The organism is Idiomarina sp. Sol25 (assembly GCF_033052775.1).
GTDB lineage: Bacteria > Pseudomonadota > Gammaproteobacteria > Enterobacterales > Alteromonadaceae > Idiomarina.
This window is the reverse complement of sequence record NZ_JAUPEW010000007.1, coordinates 13,218-28,647: the sequence shown is the minus strand read 5'-3', so window position 1 is coordinate 28,647 and position 15,430 is coordinate 13,218. Positions and strand designations below refer to the sequence as shown.

At 48.5% G+C, this 15,430-nt stretch carries 15 protein-coding genes; 9 read left to right on the top strand and 6 right to left on the bottom strand.

Annotation, left to right across the window (positions count from 1 at the left end):
* Positions 1 to 3: 3 nt before the first annotated feature.
* Both pepQ and Q5L94_RS10500 read left to right on the top strand, forming a co-directional pair.
* Complete coding sequence (pepQ, locus tag Q5L94_RS10505; RefSeq protein WP_317498359.1) at positions 4 to 1,362, top strand: Xaa-Pro dipeptidase; 1,359 nt, start codon at positions 4 to 6, stop codon at positions 1,360 to 1,362.
* Positions 1,355 to 1,972, top strand: coding sequence for a YigZ family protein (locus tag Q5L94_RS10500; RefSeq protein ID WP_317498358.1), 618 nt, complete (start codon positions 1,355 to 1,357; stop codon positions 1,970 to 1,972). Before pepQ ends, Q5L94_RS10500 begins: the two co-directional genes overlap by 8 nt.
* On the opposite strand, the gene trkA is transcribed toward Q5L94_RS10500, so the two are convergent.
* Genes trkA through def form a run of 4 tightly spaced genes read right to left on the bottom strand, consistent with a single transcriptional unit; the run spans position 1,969 to position 6,141 of the window.
* The gene (trkA, locus tag Q5L94_RS10495; RefSeq protein WP_011233279.1) at positions 1,969 to 3,345 is read right to left on the bottom strand and encodes a Trk system potassium transporter TrkA; all 1,377 of its coding nucleotides are present in this window, start codon (positions 3,343 to 3,345) and stop codon (positions 1,969 to 1,971) included. The two genes, Q5L94_RS10500 and trkA, sit on opposite strands and share 4 nt — an antisense overlap.
* Positions 3,342 to 4,670: a 16S rRNA (cytosine(967)-C(5))-methyltransferase RsmB gene (gene rsmB, locus Q5L94_RS10490; protein WP_317498357.1), complete on the bottom strand. Its 1,329-nt coding sequence runs from the start codon at positions 4,668 to 4,670 to the stop codon at positions 3,342 to 3,344. Before rsmB ends, trkA begins: the two co-directional genes overlap by 4 nt.
* Entirely contained in the window at positions 4,667 to 5,617 is a 951-nt protein-coding gene (fmt, locus tag Q5L94_RS10485) for a methionyl-tRNA formyltransferase (RefSeq protein WP_317498356.1), read from the bottom strand. The genes rsmB and fmt overlap by 4 nt, the downstream gene beginning before the upstream one ends.
* A complete protein-coding gene (gene def, locus Q5L94_RS10480) occupies positions 5,617 to 6,141 on the bottom strand; it encodes a peptide deformylase (protein ID WP_317498355.1) in 525 nt (174 codons plus the stop codon). The genes fmt and def overlap by 1 nt, the downstream gene beginning before the upstream one ends.
* Positions 6,142 to 6,203: 62 nt before the next feature.
* On the opposite strand from def, the gene dprA reads away from it, so the two are divergent.
* From dprA to polA, 7 genes are all read left to right on the top strand, one after another.
* A complete protein-coding gene (dprA, locus tag Q5L94_RS10475; protein WP_317498354.1) occupies positions 6,204 to 7,241 on the top strand; it encodes a DNA-processing protein DprA in 1,038 nt (345 codons plus the stop codon).
* 3 nt (positions 7,242 to 7,244) lie between these two features.
* On the top strand, positions 7,245 to 7,718 hold the full coding sequence (locus tag Q5L94_RS10470) for a DUF494 family protein (protein WP_011233284.1): 474 nt from the start codon (positions 7,245 to 7,247) through the stop codon (positions 7,716 to 7,718).
* Positions 7,718 to 8,230, top strand: a complete 513-nt coding sequence (locus tag Q5L94_RS10465) for a type I DNA topoisomerase (protein WP_317498353.1) — start codon at positions 7,718 to 7,720, stop codon at positions 8,228 to 8,230. Before Q5L94_RS10470 ends, Q5L94_RS10465 begins: the two co-directional genes overlap by 1 nt.
* Before the next feature lie 27 nt (positions 8,231 to 8,257).
* Positions 8,258 to 8,818, top strand: a complete 561-nt coding sequence (locus Q5L94_RS10460; protein WP_317498352.1) for an L-threonylcarbamoyladenylate synthase — start codon at positions 8,258 to 8,260, stop codon at positions 8,816 to 8,818.
* A complete protein-coding gene (gene hemF / locus Q5L94_RS10455; protein ID WP_317498351.1) occupies positions 8,811 to 9,725 on the top strand; it encodes an oxygen-dependent coproporphyrinogen oxidase in 915 nt (304 codons plus the stop codon). The genes Q5L94_RS10460 and hemF overlap by 8 nt, the downstream gene beginning before the upstream one ends.
* Positions 9,722 to 10,561: a shikimate dehydrogenase gene (gene aroE, locus Q5L94_RS10450; RefSeq protein WP_317498350.1), complete on the top strand. Its 840-nt coding sequence runs from the start codon at positions 9,722 to 9,724 to the stop codon at positions 10,559 to 10,561. Before hemF ends, aroE begins: the two co-directional genes overlap by 4 nt.
* 399 nt (positions 10,562 to 10,960) lie before the next feature.
* Entirely contained in the window at positions 10,961 to 13,726 is a 2,766-nt protein-coding gene (polA, locus tag Q5L94_RS10445; protein ID WP_317498349.1) for a DNA polymerase I, read from the top strand.
* A 127-nt stretch (positions 13,727 to 13,853) separates the two neighbouring features.
* On the opposite strand, the gene Q5L94_RS10440 is transcribed toward polA, so the two are convergent.
* Together Q5L94_RS10440 and yihA are read right to left on the bottom strand one after the other, a co-directional pair.
* Positions 13,854 to 14,765, bottom strand: coding sequence for a DMT family transporter (locus Q5L94_RS10440; protein ID WP_317498348.1), 912 nt, complete (start codon positions 14,763 to 14,765; stop codon positions 13,854 to 13,856).
* A complete protein-coding gene (yihA, locus tag Q5L94_RS10435) occupies positions 14,752 to 15,372 on the bottom strand; it encodes a ribosome biogenesis GTP-binding protein YihA/YsxC (RefSeq protein ID WP_011233291.1) in 621 nt (206 codons plus the stop codon). Before yihA ends, Q5L94_RS10440 begins: the two co-directional genes overlap by 14 nt.
* Between the last annotated feature and the right edge of the window lie 58 nt (positions 15,373 to 15,430).

Here is a 15,430-nt window from a genome sequence, read left to right as displayed (position 1 = left end):
AATATGACTGCAATAGCAGATTTGTGGCCGTTGTTTCCTGACCATATAAAACAGCTTCAGACTCGTGCTGAGCGACTTTTTAAACGAGAAAATTTAGATTTACTTGCTATTCATTCTGGCCAACAAAAGCGCTGGTTTTTGGATGATATGAATTATCCCTTTCGTGCTAATCCTCATTTTAAAGCCTGGTGCCCGGAAACCCAGTTGCCTAATGCCTGGGTTATCTTGAAGCCGAACACTCGACCGACACTAGTTTTATTAAGTTCTCCGGACTTTTGGCATACGACGGCAAGCCTCGAGGGTGCTCCTTGGTTAGAAGAGTTCCACGTGGAACACATCAGTTCGCCAGAGGCCATTGAAAAACTGCTTCCTTACGGAAAGAAAAACGCGGCTTACCTTGGTGAACATATTGAGGTTGCCAAGGCTCTGGGTTTTGAGAATATAAACCCAGATCCTGTGCTTCACTTTTTTCATTATCATCGCTTGTTTAAAACCGACTACGAAATTGCCTGTTTAACCCAGGCAAACCACCTTGCGGCTGAAGGCCATGTTGCGGCCGCTGACGCGTTTTTTAACGGTGAGTCGGAGTTTGATTGTCTGCTGAAATACATGGCGGCTACTCGGCAAGGGCAGAACGAAGTGCCTTATAATCACATTATTGGACAAAATGAAAATGCCAGTGTTTTGCATCACTGGATGCCCGACAAGAAAGTTTCAGGCTCGCTCAAGTCGATGCTGGTTGATGCGGGCGCTGAGGTTTGCGGTTATGCTGCCGATGTTAGCCGTACCTGGTCTAAACAACACAATGAATACGAAGAGCTGATAGCTGCACTTGATCAAATTACATTGGCTTTAATTGATAAAATGAAGCCGGGCGTTGAATTCCCTGCGCTGCACCAGTTGGCTCATGAACAAATTGCTAATGTACTGTTTGCTTTTGGTTTTGTCAGTTGCAGTCCAGAACAAATGATTGAAGACGGTATAACCACGGTATTTCTTCCGCATGGCTTAGGACACCCCTTGGGCCTGCAGGTACACGACGTTGGTGCCGCGCAGGCTGATGAAAGGGGCACTCCAATAGCACCACCTAGAGGTCACCTTACGTTAAAAACCACTCGTACCGTAGAGCTTCGACAGGTTTATACCATTGAACCTGGAATCTATTTTATTGAACCTTTGCTGCAGAAGCTGGCAAATTCGCGCAATAAGCATTTAATTAACTGGCGCCGAGTGGATGAATTTAAACCCTTTGGTGGCGTGCGGGTTGAGGATAATATTGTGGTTTACCGGGAGCGAAATGATAACCTTACACGCCAAACTGCTTTAGATGATTACGTGAAAAAGGTTACCCGTCTTGCATGATCAGGATTACGACATTCCGGCTTCGGAAACGGAAGTCGAAATAGAAGTTAAAGGCAGCCGCTTTATTGCGTGCCTGGCACATACAGCAAACGCCGATAGCGCCGCTGAGTTTCTGGCGGTCGTAAGAAAGCGCTGGCCCAAAGCTTCTCACTACTGTTCTGCGTCGCTTTTTTCCGCGCCTAATAACAGTCAAAGTATGGCTTACAGCGACGACGGCGAACCTTCCGGAACGGCAGGGCGACCTATGCTTATGGCGCTACAAAATAGTGGTGTAGGTGAGGTTACCGCTATAGTTGTGAGATATTTCGGTGGAGTGAAGCTGGGAACGGGCGGACTTCAGCGGGCCTATACCGACGCGACAGTTGCTGCACTGAATGAGCTTGAAAGAGAGCAGCGGGTTTTTAAACAACGCTTTCAGTTAAACTTTGCTTATACCGATCAGGGCGATGTTGAACCACTTTTGCTTGAGGCCAATGCTGAAATGGAATCTTCGGAGTATGAAGAGAGTGTGCGGCTTAAGGTGTTGCTACGCCCCGTGAATGTTGGGGCGTTGCAGAAGAAGCTACAAGCTGCCACCCGTGGCCGGGTGCAGTTGAAAGAACTGGACTAAAAGAACATCGCACTTGGCTGGAAGACTTTTTCAACCTGATCAATGTACTTTTTATCCAGCAAGAAAAGAATAACGTGGTCGTCGGAGTGAATAATGGTTTCACTGTGCGCCATAAGCACTTCTTGTCCGCGGACAACCGCACCAATGGTGGTTCCCGGCGGAAGCTTGATATCTTTAATGGCTTTACCCACCACTCGGGAGGTGTCTTCATCACCATGTGCAATTGCCTCAATAGCTTCGGCCGCACCTTTTCGCAGTGAGTAAACGTTAACAATATCGCCACGGCGTACGTGAGTTAGTAGAGCTGACACTGTGGCGCGTTGCGGTGAAATGGCAATATCAATTTCGCCTCCCTGCACCAAGTCAACGTAGGCGCTACGCTGAATGAGCACCATGGTTTTACGGGCGCCCATGCGTTTAGCCAGCATGGCTGACATAATATTCGCTTCGTCGTCGTTGGTAACCGCAATAAATACGTCGATGTCTTCAACGTGCTCTTCTTCCAGCAATTTTTGATCGGACGCGTCACCGCGGAAAATTAAGGTATGCTCAAGGCTTTGAGAAAGTTCTTCCGCGCGGGTTTCTGAGCGCTCTATCAGCTTAACCCGGTGATCAACTTCCAGTTGTTTCGCCAGACCGGCACCAATGTTCCCGCCACCAACAATCATTATTCTGCGGTACTTATCTTCCAGCTTTTGCAGTTCCTGCATTACGGTGCTGATGTGGCGAGTATCTGCAATGAAGAAGACTTCATCATCGGCTTCGATGATTGTGGTTCCGGTAGGGCGTATAGGCTTACCCTGACGATAAATAGCCGCAACCCGGGTGTCGATATTGGGAATATGCTCCCGCAGTGTTGAGATAGCATGACCAACCAGCTTTCCGCCGTAGTAGGCCTTTACCGCCACCAGACTGGCTCGTCCGTTGGCAAACTCCATAACTTGCAGAGCGCCGGGGTAGTCAATCAGCCGGCGAATATAGCTGGTTACCAGTTGTTCCGGTGAAATGATGTGGTCAACCGGCGCATCCTGATTATGAAAAAGCTGATCTTTATAGCGGATATATTCTTCAGAGCGAATTCTGGCTATTTTCTTTGGTGTATTAAATATCGAGTAAGCAACCTGACAGGCAATCATATTGGTTTCGTCGCTGCTGGTTACTGCAATAAGTAAGTCGGCATCGTCGGCACCCGCGCGACGTAAAACATCAGGATGGGCTCCGTTACCAACGACGACCCGCAGATCATACTTATCCTGCAAATCGTCCAGTAAATCGTTATTGGTATCAACTATGGTGATATCGTTGCGTTCGCCAACCAGGTTTTCTGCTAATGTGCCACCGACCTGGCCAACACCGAGTATGATAATTTTCATTCGACTTTTTTCAATCTCGCGTAAAAGAAACCATCCCCGTTATGTTCACACGGGAGCAGTTGCAGAGTTTTCTGCTTTTCATCAATAGGTATCAGACTAGCACTCGATTGCTGTTTTAGAAAAGACTCAATTTGAGTTTGGTTTTCCTGGTTTAGAATAGAGCAGGTTGCGTAAAGGAGTTCTCCGCCGTTTTTAAGTAAAGGCCAAAGCGAATTGAGTATCTGTTTTTGCAATTGCGCGAGCTCATTAATGTCCTCAGCGCGACGCAGCCATTTAATGTCAGGATGGCGGCGTATCACGCCTGTAGCAGAGCAGGGTGCGTCCAGCAGTATGCGGTCAAACTGCTCGCCGTCCCACCAGTCGTCGGTTGCAGAAACATCGGCGCAATGAACTACGGCACTTAAACCGGCGCGCTCCAGGTTTTCGTCCACTCGCTCAAGACGTTTAGCATCGATATCAATGGCCTGAACCGGTTGTTCAAAGTCGTTTCGCTCAAGCAGGTGCAATAGCTTGCCTCCTGGAGCAGCGCAACAATCGAGTACGCGGTGGGAAGCTTCTGCATTCAGGTAGTCGGCAGCCAGCTGTGCCGAACGGTCCTGCACCGATGCGTGTCCGCGGTCAAAGCCCGGAAGCCTTTCAACCGGAACAGGTGAATGCAGCCGAATAGCATCGCTGGCGAGGGTGTCGCCTTCGGCAGCAATACCACTGTCTTCCAGTTGTCTCAAATAGTCATCGCGATTGAAAAAACGACGGTTCACGCGTAACCACATGGGCGGGTGAGCGTTGTTTTCTAAAAGAATGTCGCTGGCTTTTTGCGGGTGGTCTGCCTGAATTGCGTCAAACAACCAGCGCGGATGATTTTCCATCGCGTCAACAGGCAGCTCGCGCTGCTGTGACTCATCTGCAGTTGGCGCTTCGCGAAGCAATTGACGGAGTATACCGTTTACCAGGCCTTTGTGATTACGTTTGCCCAGAATACGCGCCGCTTCTACTGTGGCGCTGACGGCAGCGTGATCTTTAATGCGCAGACAATAAAGCTGATAGGCACCTACCAGTAGTAAGTAGTGCAATACTTTAAGCTTACCTTTAAGTGGCTTATCCAGTTTAGCCCCAACCAGCTTGTTAAGGTTGGGCAGAACCCTTAAAACACCGTAGCTAATTGCACTGGCAAGACGTTTGTCTGCGTCAGAGAGGTTACCGGTGGCGTGGGGTAAAGCTGCGGAAAGCGACTCACCTTTCTCTAATACATGAAAGAGGGCGGTTGCAGCGGCGGCCCGGCTAGTTGCTCCCTGACCGCCGTTTTCTGGCTTTTTCTGCTGGCTCATTGTAATTCCAGTCCCGGGCTAAAGACATTACTATAACCGTTTACTAAGGTACTGGCTGGCTGAACCTTTTTGCCTGGCATCTGCGCTTGAGTGATACGTAAGATACCGTCCCCGGTCACCACGTCGATGCCTTCGTGTGTGCTGTTAATAATCGTTCCCGTACCTTTATTGCTGGCACCCTGAATAAGTTCAGCTGCGTGAATTTTTAGTGTGTTCTGTCCGGCTTTTAAATTTTCTGACTGGCACCAGCTCATTGGCCAGGGGTTAAACGCTCGTACGCAGCGTTCGATAAAGGCCGCCGGTTGTGTCCAGTCTATTTTACCTTCCTGCTTGGTCAGCTTTTTCGCATAAGTGGCATTGGCGTCACTTTGCGGCTTAGCTTGGCTCTGATAGCCGTCGAGATCTTTTAATACTTTAATTAACGCCTTAGGCCCCAGGCTTTCAAGCTTGTGATAAAGCGAAGCCGAGGTTTCCTCGGGACTGATAGCGCAGCGCTCTTCGTGCAGCACCGGACCGGTATCAAGGCCGGATTCCATTTGCATAATGCAGACACCGGATTCTAAATCGCCAGCCCATATCGCGCGTTGAATTGGAGCGGCACCTCGCCAGCGGGGCAACAAAGAACCGTGCACGTTCAGGCAGCCTTTCGTGGGAATATCCAATACTGCTTGTGGAAGCAGTAAGCCATAAGCTACCACAACCATGACGTCAGGTTTTAGCTCGACTAAAGCAGCCTGGTCCTCATCTGATTTTAAGGACTCGGGCTGATAAACAGGAAGATGGTGTTCGAGCGCAAGCTCCTTAACCGCGCTAGGCTGCGGCTTTTTGCCACGTCCTGCAGGCCTGTCGGGCTGTGTATAAACGCCCACTACCTGATGAGATTCATCAAGCAGTTGCTGTAAGTGTTGTGTCGCGAAGTCCGGAGTACCGGCAAAGACAATTCGCATTATTGTGTTTCCGCCGCATACTTTTCAGCAAGGCGCTGCTCTTTCTCTAATTTCTTACGAATGCGCTCGCGTTTTAGTGGCGACAAATAGTCGACGAAGAGTTTACCGTCTAAGTGATCCATTTCATGCTGAATACAAATAGCCAGCAGCCCTTCCGCGGAACGGCTGAAGCGTTCGCCGTTTTTATCCAATGCAGTTACTGTGATTTTCTCGCCACGTTCAACTTTCGCGTAAACGCCGGGGAACGACAGACAGCCTTCATCGTTTTTAAAGTGGCCTTCTGCTTCGGTAATTTCCGGGTTAATGAACACCAGCGGTTCGTTTTGATCTTCGCTGCAATCCGCGACAAATAGGCGTTTGTGTACGTCAACCTGGGTTGCCGCCAGGCCTACGCCTTGTTCTTCATACATGGTTTCAAACATATCGTCGATAACCGAGCGTATACTGTCATCTACCTTTTCAATCTTTTGTGCGACTTTACGCAAACGTTCGTCTGGATATTGCAGAACCGTCATTTTTGCCATTAGAACCTCCAATTCTTCATCTACCCTTAGTTTACCTTAAATTGGTAGGTCAAGGACAGTCTGTGAACACACAGGAATTATGTGTATTAATGGGGATAACACGTGCAGCAAACAAGGTACAGACAGCTGCTCGGGAATGTGAGGGCTGGGAAGCTATTTTTGATCGATGGGGACAATCGCTAAAACCGGTAGAGCCGCGTTGGTTAAACGCTGCTGAAAACTGGTGCCGTAGTGACTATCAGGGCGTTATTTCTTACTTTAGTGAAGATTACCCAGCTGCGTTAAAAGCTATAGCTAATCCGCCCTGGTTACTTTATTACCGGGGGCGTAAAGAGCTGTTGCAGGGTGTAAGTGTGGCTATTGTAGGCAGCCGCAAAGCCACTCACAGTGGGTTACAAATTGCTGACTGGTTTAGCGAGCGCTTAGTGGCGGCGGGTGTTGTGGTGGTTAGCGGTCTGGCTATGGGCATTGACGCTCAGGCACATAAAACCGCAGCCGATAAAGGAAAAACCATAGCGGTTTTAGGTACCGGTATCGATCAGTATTACCCTAGAAGAAATAAAGCCTTACAGGATTTTATTGCGCATCAGGGGCTGCTAATTTCTGAATTTCCGCCGGGGCAAACCGCGCGAGTCGATCATTTCCCCCGCCGTAACCGTATTATTAGTGGTATCAGTCAGGCTGTGGTAGTGGTTGAAGCAGCACGCAAAAGTGGTTCGCTTTCAACGGCAATACACGCGTTGAACGAAGGGCGTGAAGTTGGAGCGGTGCCGGGGTCTGTGTTGTTGCCGGAGCATCAGGGCTGCCACTGGTTAATTCAACAGGGCGCTAAGTTAATTAATACGCCGCAGGACATTCTCGACTGGTTCTCGGTTGACGATACTGAGGTTGCCATAGAAGGTGATACAGAATGTCGCGATGAAAGCTTGGCAAACAATCGATTGTTCGCTAGTCTGAGTTCAGAGCCACGAACAATTGATGACATGGTACAATTGTCCGGACTCGAGGTTGCTGAAGTCATGGAGAAAGTAGTGTTACTCGAATTAGAAGGGCTAGTGGCAGCCGTACCAGGCGGTTATATAAAAGTGGGGAGGCGCTAAAGTATGTTTGATATCCTCATGTACTTGTTTGAAAACTACATTCATTCGGAAATGGAAGTTGTAGTTGATCACGATGAGTTAACCAATGAACTTACCCGGGCTGGTTTCCGTCACCAGGAAATCCAGAAGGCTTTGGCGTGGCTAGAACGCCTAGCCGATTTACAGCAAATGGAAACCAAATCTTATCTGGATGTTGCTCCCCAGCAGTCAACCCGTATTTATACTGCGGCAGAGATGACTCGTTTGGACAGCCAGAGTCGGGGTTTTCTGATGTACCTGGAAAATCTGGGTGTGCTTGATTTTGCTACGCGCGAAGTGGTCATTGACCGTGTGATGGAACTGGAAACGCCGAACTTTACTCTGGATGACCTGAAATGGGTTGTACTTATGGTGTTGTTTAATGTTCCGGGCCAGGAAGCCGCGTACGACCAAATGGAAGGTTTGCTGTTTGAGGAAGCTGAAGGACCCCTGCATTAATGTCATCAGATGAGCGCTGTCCCCGTTGTGAGCGACCACTGGTTATTAAACATGTTGGGCATAGCAGCTTTTTAGGCTGTACTGGTTACCCTGACTGCGATTATAAGCGAGGTCTTCGGGAGCAATCTGAAATTGAGCCCGAAGATCTTGGCGTCCCCTGTCCTGAGTGTGGCAAAGAACTGCAGTTAAAGAGCGGTCGTTATGGCTTATTTGTTGGCTGCAGCGATTTTCCTGAATGTGAGTTCGTTACTGAACCGAACGTTGAGGAAGAAGAGACAATTCGCTGCCCTGAATGCGGCAAAGGCCAACTACACCAAAAAACATCGCGGCGCGGTACCGTATTCTATGCTTGCGACCAGTACCCGAAATGTCAGTTTACCGTGAATCAGCCTCCGGTTGATGAAGCCTGTCCGAAATGCCAGTACCGGCTGCTGGTGAAAAAGAAAACCGCCGCTGGAATTCGCAAAGTCTGCCCGCAAAAGCAATGCGACTATAAGTCGGACGCGTTATAATTCGACTCATTGAGTTGAGGAGTAATTATGGCAGACACATGGGAAGCAGCGCACCGCGCTATAAAAACGGGCATTATTGCCTATCCGACAGAGGCGGTATTCGGACTGGGATGCGATCCTCGCAATGAGGTTGCTGTGCAGAGGCTATTAAGCCTGAAACAGCGGCCCGTTGAGAAAGGTCTTATATTAATTGCCGCCGATTACAGTCAGTTACTTCCCTATATTGAGGACTCCGCTATTGCGCAGGACAAACGTTTCAGCGTTTTGTCACATTGGCCTGGGCCAGTTACATTAATTCTGCCGGTAAGAAAGGGCGTATCAACCTTATTGACGGGCGGTCGCGATACCATCGCTGTGCGAGTAACTGCGCATGAACCTGCCAGAGCGCTGTGCCGCGAACTGGGCCACGCTTTAGTCTCTACCAGTGCCAATTTAACCGGGCAGGAACCCGCCCGAACCGCGGCAGAGGTTCGTCAGCAATTTGGTGACAGCGTGGACTGGATAATGGATGAAAACACCGGTGGAGCCGCAAACCCTACTCGTATTATAAACCCACTAAATAATCAGGTTCTCAGAGACGATGCATAATGATTACTTGAAGCAGGTAAAAAGTTACCTCATGTCGTTGCAGGATGCTATTTGCCAACAGTTGGCGCAGGCGGATGGTGAGCAGAGCTTTCAGGAAGACAGCTGGGACCGGCCGGGAGGCGGCGGTGGTCGCTCGAGGATCATAAAAAACGGTTCGGTTTTTGAACAGGGCGGTGTGGGCTTTTCGCACGTTTACGGTGAGAAAATGCCTGCCTCGGCAACGGCACATCGACCGGAGCTGGAAGGGCGCGACTTTAATGCTTGTGGCGTTTCTCTGGTAATGCACCCGGAAAACCCTATGGTGCCGACGGTTCATATGAATGTGCGTTTTTTTATTGCGCAAAAAGAAGGTGAAGAACCGGTCTGGTGGTTTGGTGGCGGCTTCGATTTAACGCCGTTTTACCCTTTTGACGAAGACATTATTGAGTGGCATCAACAGGCGAAAAACGCGCTCGATAGCGTCGATGAAAAGCTTTACCCGGAGTACAAAGCCTGGTGCGATGATTACTTTTTCCTTAAGCATCGCGATGAAGCGCGTGGTGTGGGTGGTATATTTTTTGACGACCTTAATGACCGTTCATTTGACGAGTGCTTTTCGGTTATAAAAGCGGTGGGGGATGCTTTCACTAGAGCTTATCTGCCTATTGTCGAGCGCCGCAAAAACTTAGCTTATACTCAGCAACAAAGAGACTTCCAGCTATATCGCCGCGGGCGATACGTGGAGTTTAACCTGGTCTGGGATAGGGGAACTTTGTTTGGTCTGCAAACCGGTGGCAGAACGGAGTCTATTTTAATGTCGATGCCACCGCTGGCGCGTTGGGAATACGACTGGCAAGCTCAGCCGGGTTCTGCGGAAGAGCAGCTTACCGAGTATTATCTAAAACCCAGAGACTGGCTGTCAGTATGAAACTAGTGACCAGCCTGGGCGTATTCGGGAACCCTATCGCGCATAGCCTGTCCCCGCGTATTCATGCGTTATTTGCGCAGACTCGGCAGGACTCAATTAACTATCAACGCTATTTATCCACGCCTGCGCATTTTCCCCGCCGGGTTGCTGAATTTTTCCGCCGTGGCGGGCAGGGTGCTAATGTCACCTTGCCATTTAAACAGCAGGCTGCATCGTTGGTTACTAAATTGTCCGATCGTGCGCGGTTAGCGGGCGCAGTAAACACCTTAATTCCCTACGGCAATGGCCAGCTTTTAGGTGATAATACTGACGGCGAAGGTTTAATTATCGACCTTAAGAACAAAGGGTTTAAAGTAAGTGGGCGCTCACTTGTTGTTTTTGGCGCCGGAGGCTCAGCGCGCGGAATACTACCTCTTCTTCTGGAGCAAAAGCCGCGGTGTCTGTATTTGGTTAATCGAACAGCAGAGAAAGCTGAAACGCTTAAATCTCAGCTAGAGGCATTAGGGTTGGTTGCAGCGAACCGAATTCAGGTACGCCCGTCTGCGTCTGAAATTGACGAGCCCATAGATCTGCTGATTAATGCAACCAGCAGCAGCTTGAATGGACAGCGTTTAACGCTCCCCTCGGTATTATCCGAAAATGGCTCTGGCTATGACTTAATGTATGCAGACCAACCAACGGTCTTTATGGAGCAGCTGACGCAGGCCGGCTGTAAAAATGTCAGCGATGGGTTTGGCATGTTGATTGAGCAGGCCGCATCATCTTACCAACTTTGGATGGAAGGCGAACGTCCCGATACTGCATTTGTTATGGCTGAAATGCGAGCCCCTAGTTGATTGATTGAAAAGGGGTTTTCTTTGCTTTTTATAAGTAAAGAAAAATGAGGAACAAAAGGTTATAAAAAAACTGAATTTGTCAGTAGATCATTGCTGATTTTATGGTAATCTGTTTGGCCTGTTTTTGAAGCATTTCCTTCCATTTCAGGACAAGAGCAGAATAGTTTCCACAGTGAAACGTAACAATAAAAAGTACTAGGTATTTCGGGAAACCTGCCGTTTTAAATCCCATACTATCAATGAGTTAAGTAAATTCTGGACACGGGGAAATTGAAACTTCCGGCTGTGGCATGAACCGTTGTTAACAGAGTTATTAACAGGTTATGCACACTCTGTTCAGTGGTCTGAATTGTCGTTCTGTGGCATCCTATAGGTAACGCTTAATTTAGGTTCTTAACTATGGCCACATCTGTTCCAGAAAATCCTTTTATCCTTGTCGATGGTTCTTCATATTTGTTCCGCGCTTTTCATGCGCCGCCGCATTTAACCAACTCTAAAGGTGAACCGACCGGCGCTATTTACGGCGTCGTTAATATGCTGCGAAGCCTGCTAAAGCGCTATAAACCGAGCCATATGGCCGTAGTTTTTGATGCCAAAGGAAAAACATTTCGTAGCGACATTTATCAGGACTACAAAGCAAATCGCCCGCCAATGCCGGACGATCTGCGAAGTCAGATTAAACCTTTGCATGACATTGTCCGGGCTATGGGTTTGCCGTTGCTTTGCATTGACGATGTTGAAGCCGATGATGTGATTGGCACGCTGGCGCGACAGGCTGGTGAGAAAGGTCGCTTTACGCTGATTAGTACCGGCGATAAAGATATGGCTCAGCTGGTCAATGAACATGTCATGCTCATTAACACCATGACCGATACTTTAATGGACCCTGAAGGGGTTGAGAAAAAGTTCGGGGTTAAGCCAGACCAAATTATTGATTACTTAGCGCTTATGGGTGACAGCTCAGACAATATTCCTGGGCTGCCCAAAGTGGGCGAGAAAACAGCACAGGCACTGCTGCAAAGTATTTCCAGCATTGACGCTATTTACGAAAATGTGGATGCAGTAACTGAGCTCTCTTTTCGTGGTGCGAAGTCTATGCCGGCTAAGCTTAATGAATATAAAGAACAGCTGCTGATGTCGCGTGAGCTAGCGACCATTAAGCTCGATGTGGCAATGGACTTACAACCGGAAGAGTTGAAAATACAGACGGCAGACAGCGAAAAACTGCAGGAGCTCTACAGTCGTTGTGAATTCCGCCGGTGGCTTGGCGAATTAATGGAAACTGGGGCGGCAACGGATCAGGCCCTGGGGGAAACCGATGGTGAAAAGCCAACCAGCGATATCAACAGAGATGCGTACCGCGTATTGATGACTGAAAAAGAGGTCAGCGATTACATAACGCAACTGAAGAAATGTGATTTCTTTGCTTTTGACACCGAGACAACCAGCCTTAATTATATGGAAGCTGAACTGGTTGGTGTGTCGTTAGCCATGGCACCTGGCGAAGCTGTTTATATACCTGTCGGGCATGATTATATGGAAGCGCCGGATCAGGTTGGGCGGGACTGGTTACTGGAGCAGTTAAAGCCTTTACTTGAAGCTGAAAAGCCGCAAAAAGTGGGGCAAAACCTGAAATACGACTCGCATATTCTGCGTCGCTATAAAGTCCGCCTGGCGGGAATTTTAAATGACACCATGCTCGCTTCCTACGTGTTTAACAGTGTTGGTTCGCGGCACGACATGGATACCTTAAGCCTTCATTACCTGAACCACAAAACCATTAGCTTTGAAGACATTGCAGGTAAAGGCGCGAAGCAATTAACGTTTAATCAGATTGCTTTAGAGCAGGCTGGGCCCTATGCGGCTGAAGATGCGGACATTACCTACCGGCTGCATGATGTGCTCTGGAATAAAGTAAAAGAAACCGGCAGCGAGCTGCAAAGTGTTCTTACCGACATCGAAGTGCCCTTAGTGCCTGTCTTGTGCGATATGGAGCAATACGGTGTGCGTATTGACGCAAACTTGCTGGGTAAGCAAAGCCAGGAAATTGCGGAAAAGCTCGATGCTTTAGAGAAAAAGGCTTTTGAAATTGCCGGCGAGGAGTTCAACCTGGGCTCACCGAAACAACTGCAACGCATATTCTTTGAAAAGCTTGAGTTGCCAATTGTGAAGAAAACGCCAAAAGGCGCGCCGTCAACGGCTGAGGAAGTTTTGCACGAGCTGGCACATGACTACCCCTTGCCGGATGTGATCCTGCAGCACCGTGGCCTGTCGAAGCTTAAATCAACCTATACCGACAAGTTGCCGAAGATGATTAACCCAGATACGGGACGAGTACACACCTCGTATCAGCAGGCGGTAACCGCAACCGGACGTTTGTCCTCAACAGACCCAAACCTGCAAAATATTCCAATCCGAACCGCTGAAGGGCGCAGAGTGCGTCAGGCCTTTATTCCTGAGCAAGGTTACAAGATTGTCGCTATCGACTACAGCCAGATTGAACTGCGTATTATGGCGCACTTGTCGCAAGACGCATCTTTGCTTAAAGCCTTTGCCGAAGGTTTGGATATTCACCGTGCGACAGCTGGCGAAGTTTTTGGCTGTAAGTCCGATGAAGTTACTAATGACCAGCGGCGTCAGGCAAAAGCGGTGAACTTCGGGCTAATTTACGGCATGTCAGCCTTTGGGCTCGCGCGGCAATTGGGTATTGCCCGTCATGAAGCTCAGCACTATATGGACAAGTATTTTGAACGCTTCCCTGGAGTTTTGCGTTACATGGAAGACACGCGCAAGCAGGCAAAAGAACAAGGCTACGTTAGGACCTTGTTTGGACGTCGTTTACCCTTGCCGGATATAAAAGCCAGTAATGGTGCCCGTAGAAAAGGGGCAGAACGTGCTGCTATCAATGCACCAATGCAAGGCACTGCAGCCGACATCATTAAGAAAGCTATGCTGCAGGTTGCCGACTGGATCGACCGTAATAACTGTCAGGATGATGTGCGTATGCTAATGCAAGTTCACGATGAACTGGTGTTTGAAATAAAAGAGTCGAAATTAACGGACTATATTGAACAATTAACTGAAGTAATGGAAAAGGCTGCAAGCCTTGATGTGCCTTTAATAGCGGAAGCCGGTAAAGGTAATAACTGGGATGAAGCTCATTAATTTTGAGAATTGTCTGAACTTTTTATAAAGGGTCTAGTCACAACAAGTGAGGGCATTAATCCTCCCTCAAAAAATTGTTCTCCCTGGATTACTTTTCGCCCGGCTTTTTAGCCGGGCTTTTTTCTGCCTATTTTTGCGGTATGCCAGCCAGACCGGAGCGGCCTCTGCGGTTAGCGAACCAAACTCCAACTAAAATGGCAAGCATTCCAAACCCTTGCTGCAACCAAAAGTCTTCGCCATCAAGTATCCCCAATATAAGAGCGACAATGGGAATGAGGTAGGTGACTGAACTGGTAAAAACGGTATTGGTGAGCTGCACAACATGGTTAAAAATAACCAAAGCGCCGGCGGTTCCTGCAATACCCAGAGCCAGAACAGAAAACAGCGACAACATTGCGTCCGGCTGCTGAACCTGAGTCATAAAATCTGTTCCTGCAAACAAGTAGATGGTTGCCGGAACGGCAGCCATAAGCAAAGATATGCCGGTAATGGTTAATGGCGATAAGTCACTGATTTTGTGCTTAATGAGGTTCAGATTAAGGCCATAACAAATTGTTGCGGCCAGGACTAACAAGGCGTACAGATTAACGTCCCAGCTTCCATTCGCCGATGCGGTAACCAGGAGCAAGGTACCAAACAAGCCAATGGCTACGCCAATAACCTGTGCTAAGCGCGCTTTCTGATGGAAGAACAATGCACCAATAACCAGTGTTGCGATAGGGGTTAACGCATTAAGAACTCCGGTAACGCCGCTTGCCAGCTGTGTTTGTGCAATGGCAAACATAAAAGCCGGAATAAGACTGCCTACCAGCCCGACACTGGCAAGCTTTAACCAATGCTTGCGGGTGATTTTATTCAGTCGACGGGCAATGAAAGGCGCAAGCACAAGTCCTGCTGAGCTGATGCGTAGTGCGCCAACCTCCATTGGGCCAAAGGCCAATAAGCCTTTTTTTATCAGTAAAAAAGAGCTCCCCCAAATCAATGCGAGTAGCCCTAATAATAACCAAGCACTAAGCGGTGGTGTGTTATTCGTCGTCATACTCTTTGCTATACCACTGGTTGAGTTTCTCTTCGACTTGCTCCACACCTATACGTTTTAATGAGGAAAAGGCTTCAACCTGAACGTCGCCGTTGAAGGCTATCGCTGCTTGCTTAGCTTTTAAAACAGTTGATTTTCGCGCGCCTTGTTTGAGTTTGTCTGCCTTGGTTAATAAAGCGAGTACCGGCAGGTCACAGTCGACAGCCCAGTAAATGAGTTCCTGATCAGTTTCGCGGAAAGGGTGACGAATATCCATTAATACCACGATGCCTTTTAAACTGTCCCGTTGCTGAAGATACTCGCTTAACGAACGTTGCCATTTCTCTTTGACTGCCAATGGAACCTTAGCGAATCCGTAGCCGGGTAAATCTATCAGTCGCTGACCTGTAGTAAGCTCAAAAACGTTAATTAACTGAGTTCGTCCAGGCGTTTTACTGGTACGGGCCAGCGCTTTTTGACGAGTCAGAGTGTTTAACGCGCTGGATTTTCCTGCGTTAGAACGGCCGGCGAAAGCAACTTCAATGCCCGAGTCCGGCGGCAGTTTGCTGATATCGGGTGCACTGGTCACAAATTTTGCCGATGCGTAATCTAATTGCTGATCTGCCACTATTAAGGTCACTTTTATTAAAAAAACGGAACATCTACGCACATTATGAAGTATCCGG

Excerpts from the sequence above, each read along its gene's own strand:
- aroE (WP_317498350.1), top strand. The coding sequence starts at position 9,722 with ATGAAACTAGTGACCAGCCTGGGCGTATTCGGGAACCCTATCGCGCAT.
- Q5L94_RS10465 (WP_317498353.1), top strand. The coding sequence starts at position 7,718 with ATGTCATCAGATGAGCGCTGTCCCCGTTGTGAGCGACCACTGGTTATT.
- Q5L94_RS10470 (WP_011233284.1), top strand. The coding sequence starts at position 7,245 with ATGTTTGATATCCTCATGTACTTGTTTGAAAACTACATTCATTCGGAA.
- Q5L94_RS10460 (WP_317498352.1), top strand. The coding sequence starts at position 8,258 with ATGGCAGACACATGGGAAGCAGCGCACCGCGCTATAAAAACGGGCATT.
- fmt (WP_317498356.1), bottom strand. The coding sequence starts at position 5,617 with ATGCGAATTGTCTTTGCCGGTACTCCGGACTTCGCGACACAACACTTA.
- polA (WP_317498349.1), top strand. The coding sequence starts at position 10,961 with ATGGCCACATCTGTTCCAGAAAATCCTTTTATCCTTGTCGATGGTTCT.
- rsmB (WP_317498357.1), bottom strand. The coding sequence starts at position 4,670 with ATGAGCCAGCAGAAAAAGCCAGAAAACGGCGGTCAGGGAGCAACTAGC.
- Q5L94_RS10440 (WP_317498348.1), bottom strand. The coding sequence starts at position 14,765 with ATGACGACGAATAACACACCACCGCTTAGTGCTTGGTTATTATTAGGG.
- hemF (WP_317498351.1), top strand. The coding sequence starts at position 8,811 with ATGCATAATGATTACTTGAAGCAGGTAAAAAGTTACCTCATGTCGTTG.
- trkA (WP_011233279.1), bottom strand. The coding sequence starts at position 3,345 with ATGAAAATTATCATACTCGGTGTTGGCCAGGTCGGTGGCACATTAGCA.
- def (WP_317498355.1), bottom strand. The coding sequence starts at position 6,141 with ATGGCAAAAATGACGGTTCTGCAATATCCAGACGAACGTTTGCGTAAA.
- pepQ (WP_317498359.1), top strand. The coding sequence starts at position 4 with ATGACTGCAATAGCAGATTTGTGGCCGTTGTTTCCTGACCATATAAAA.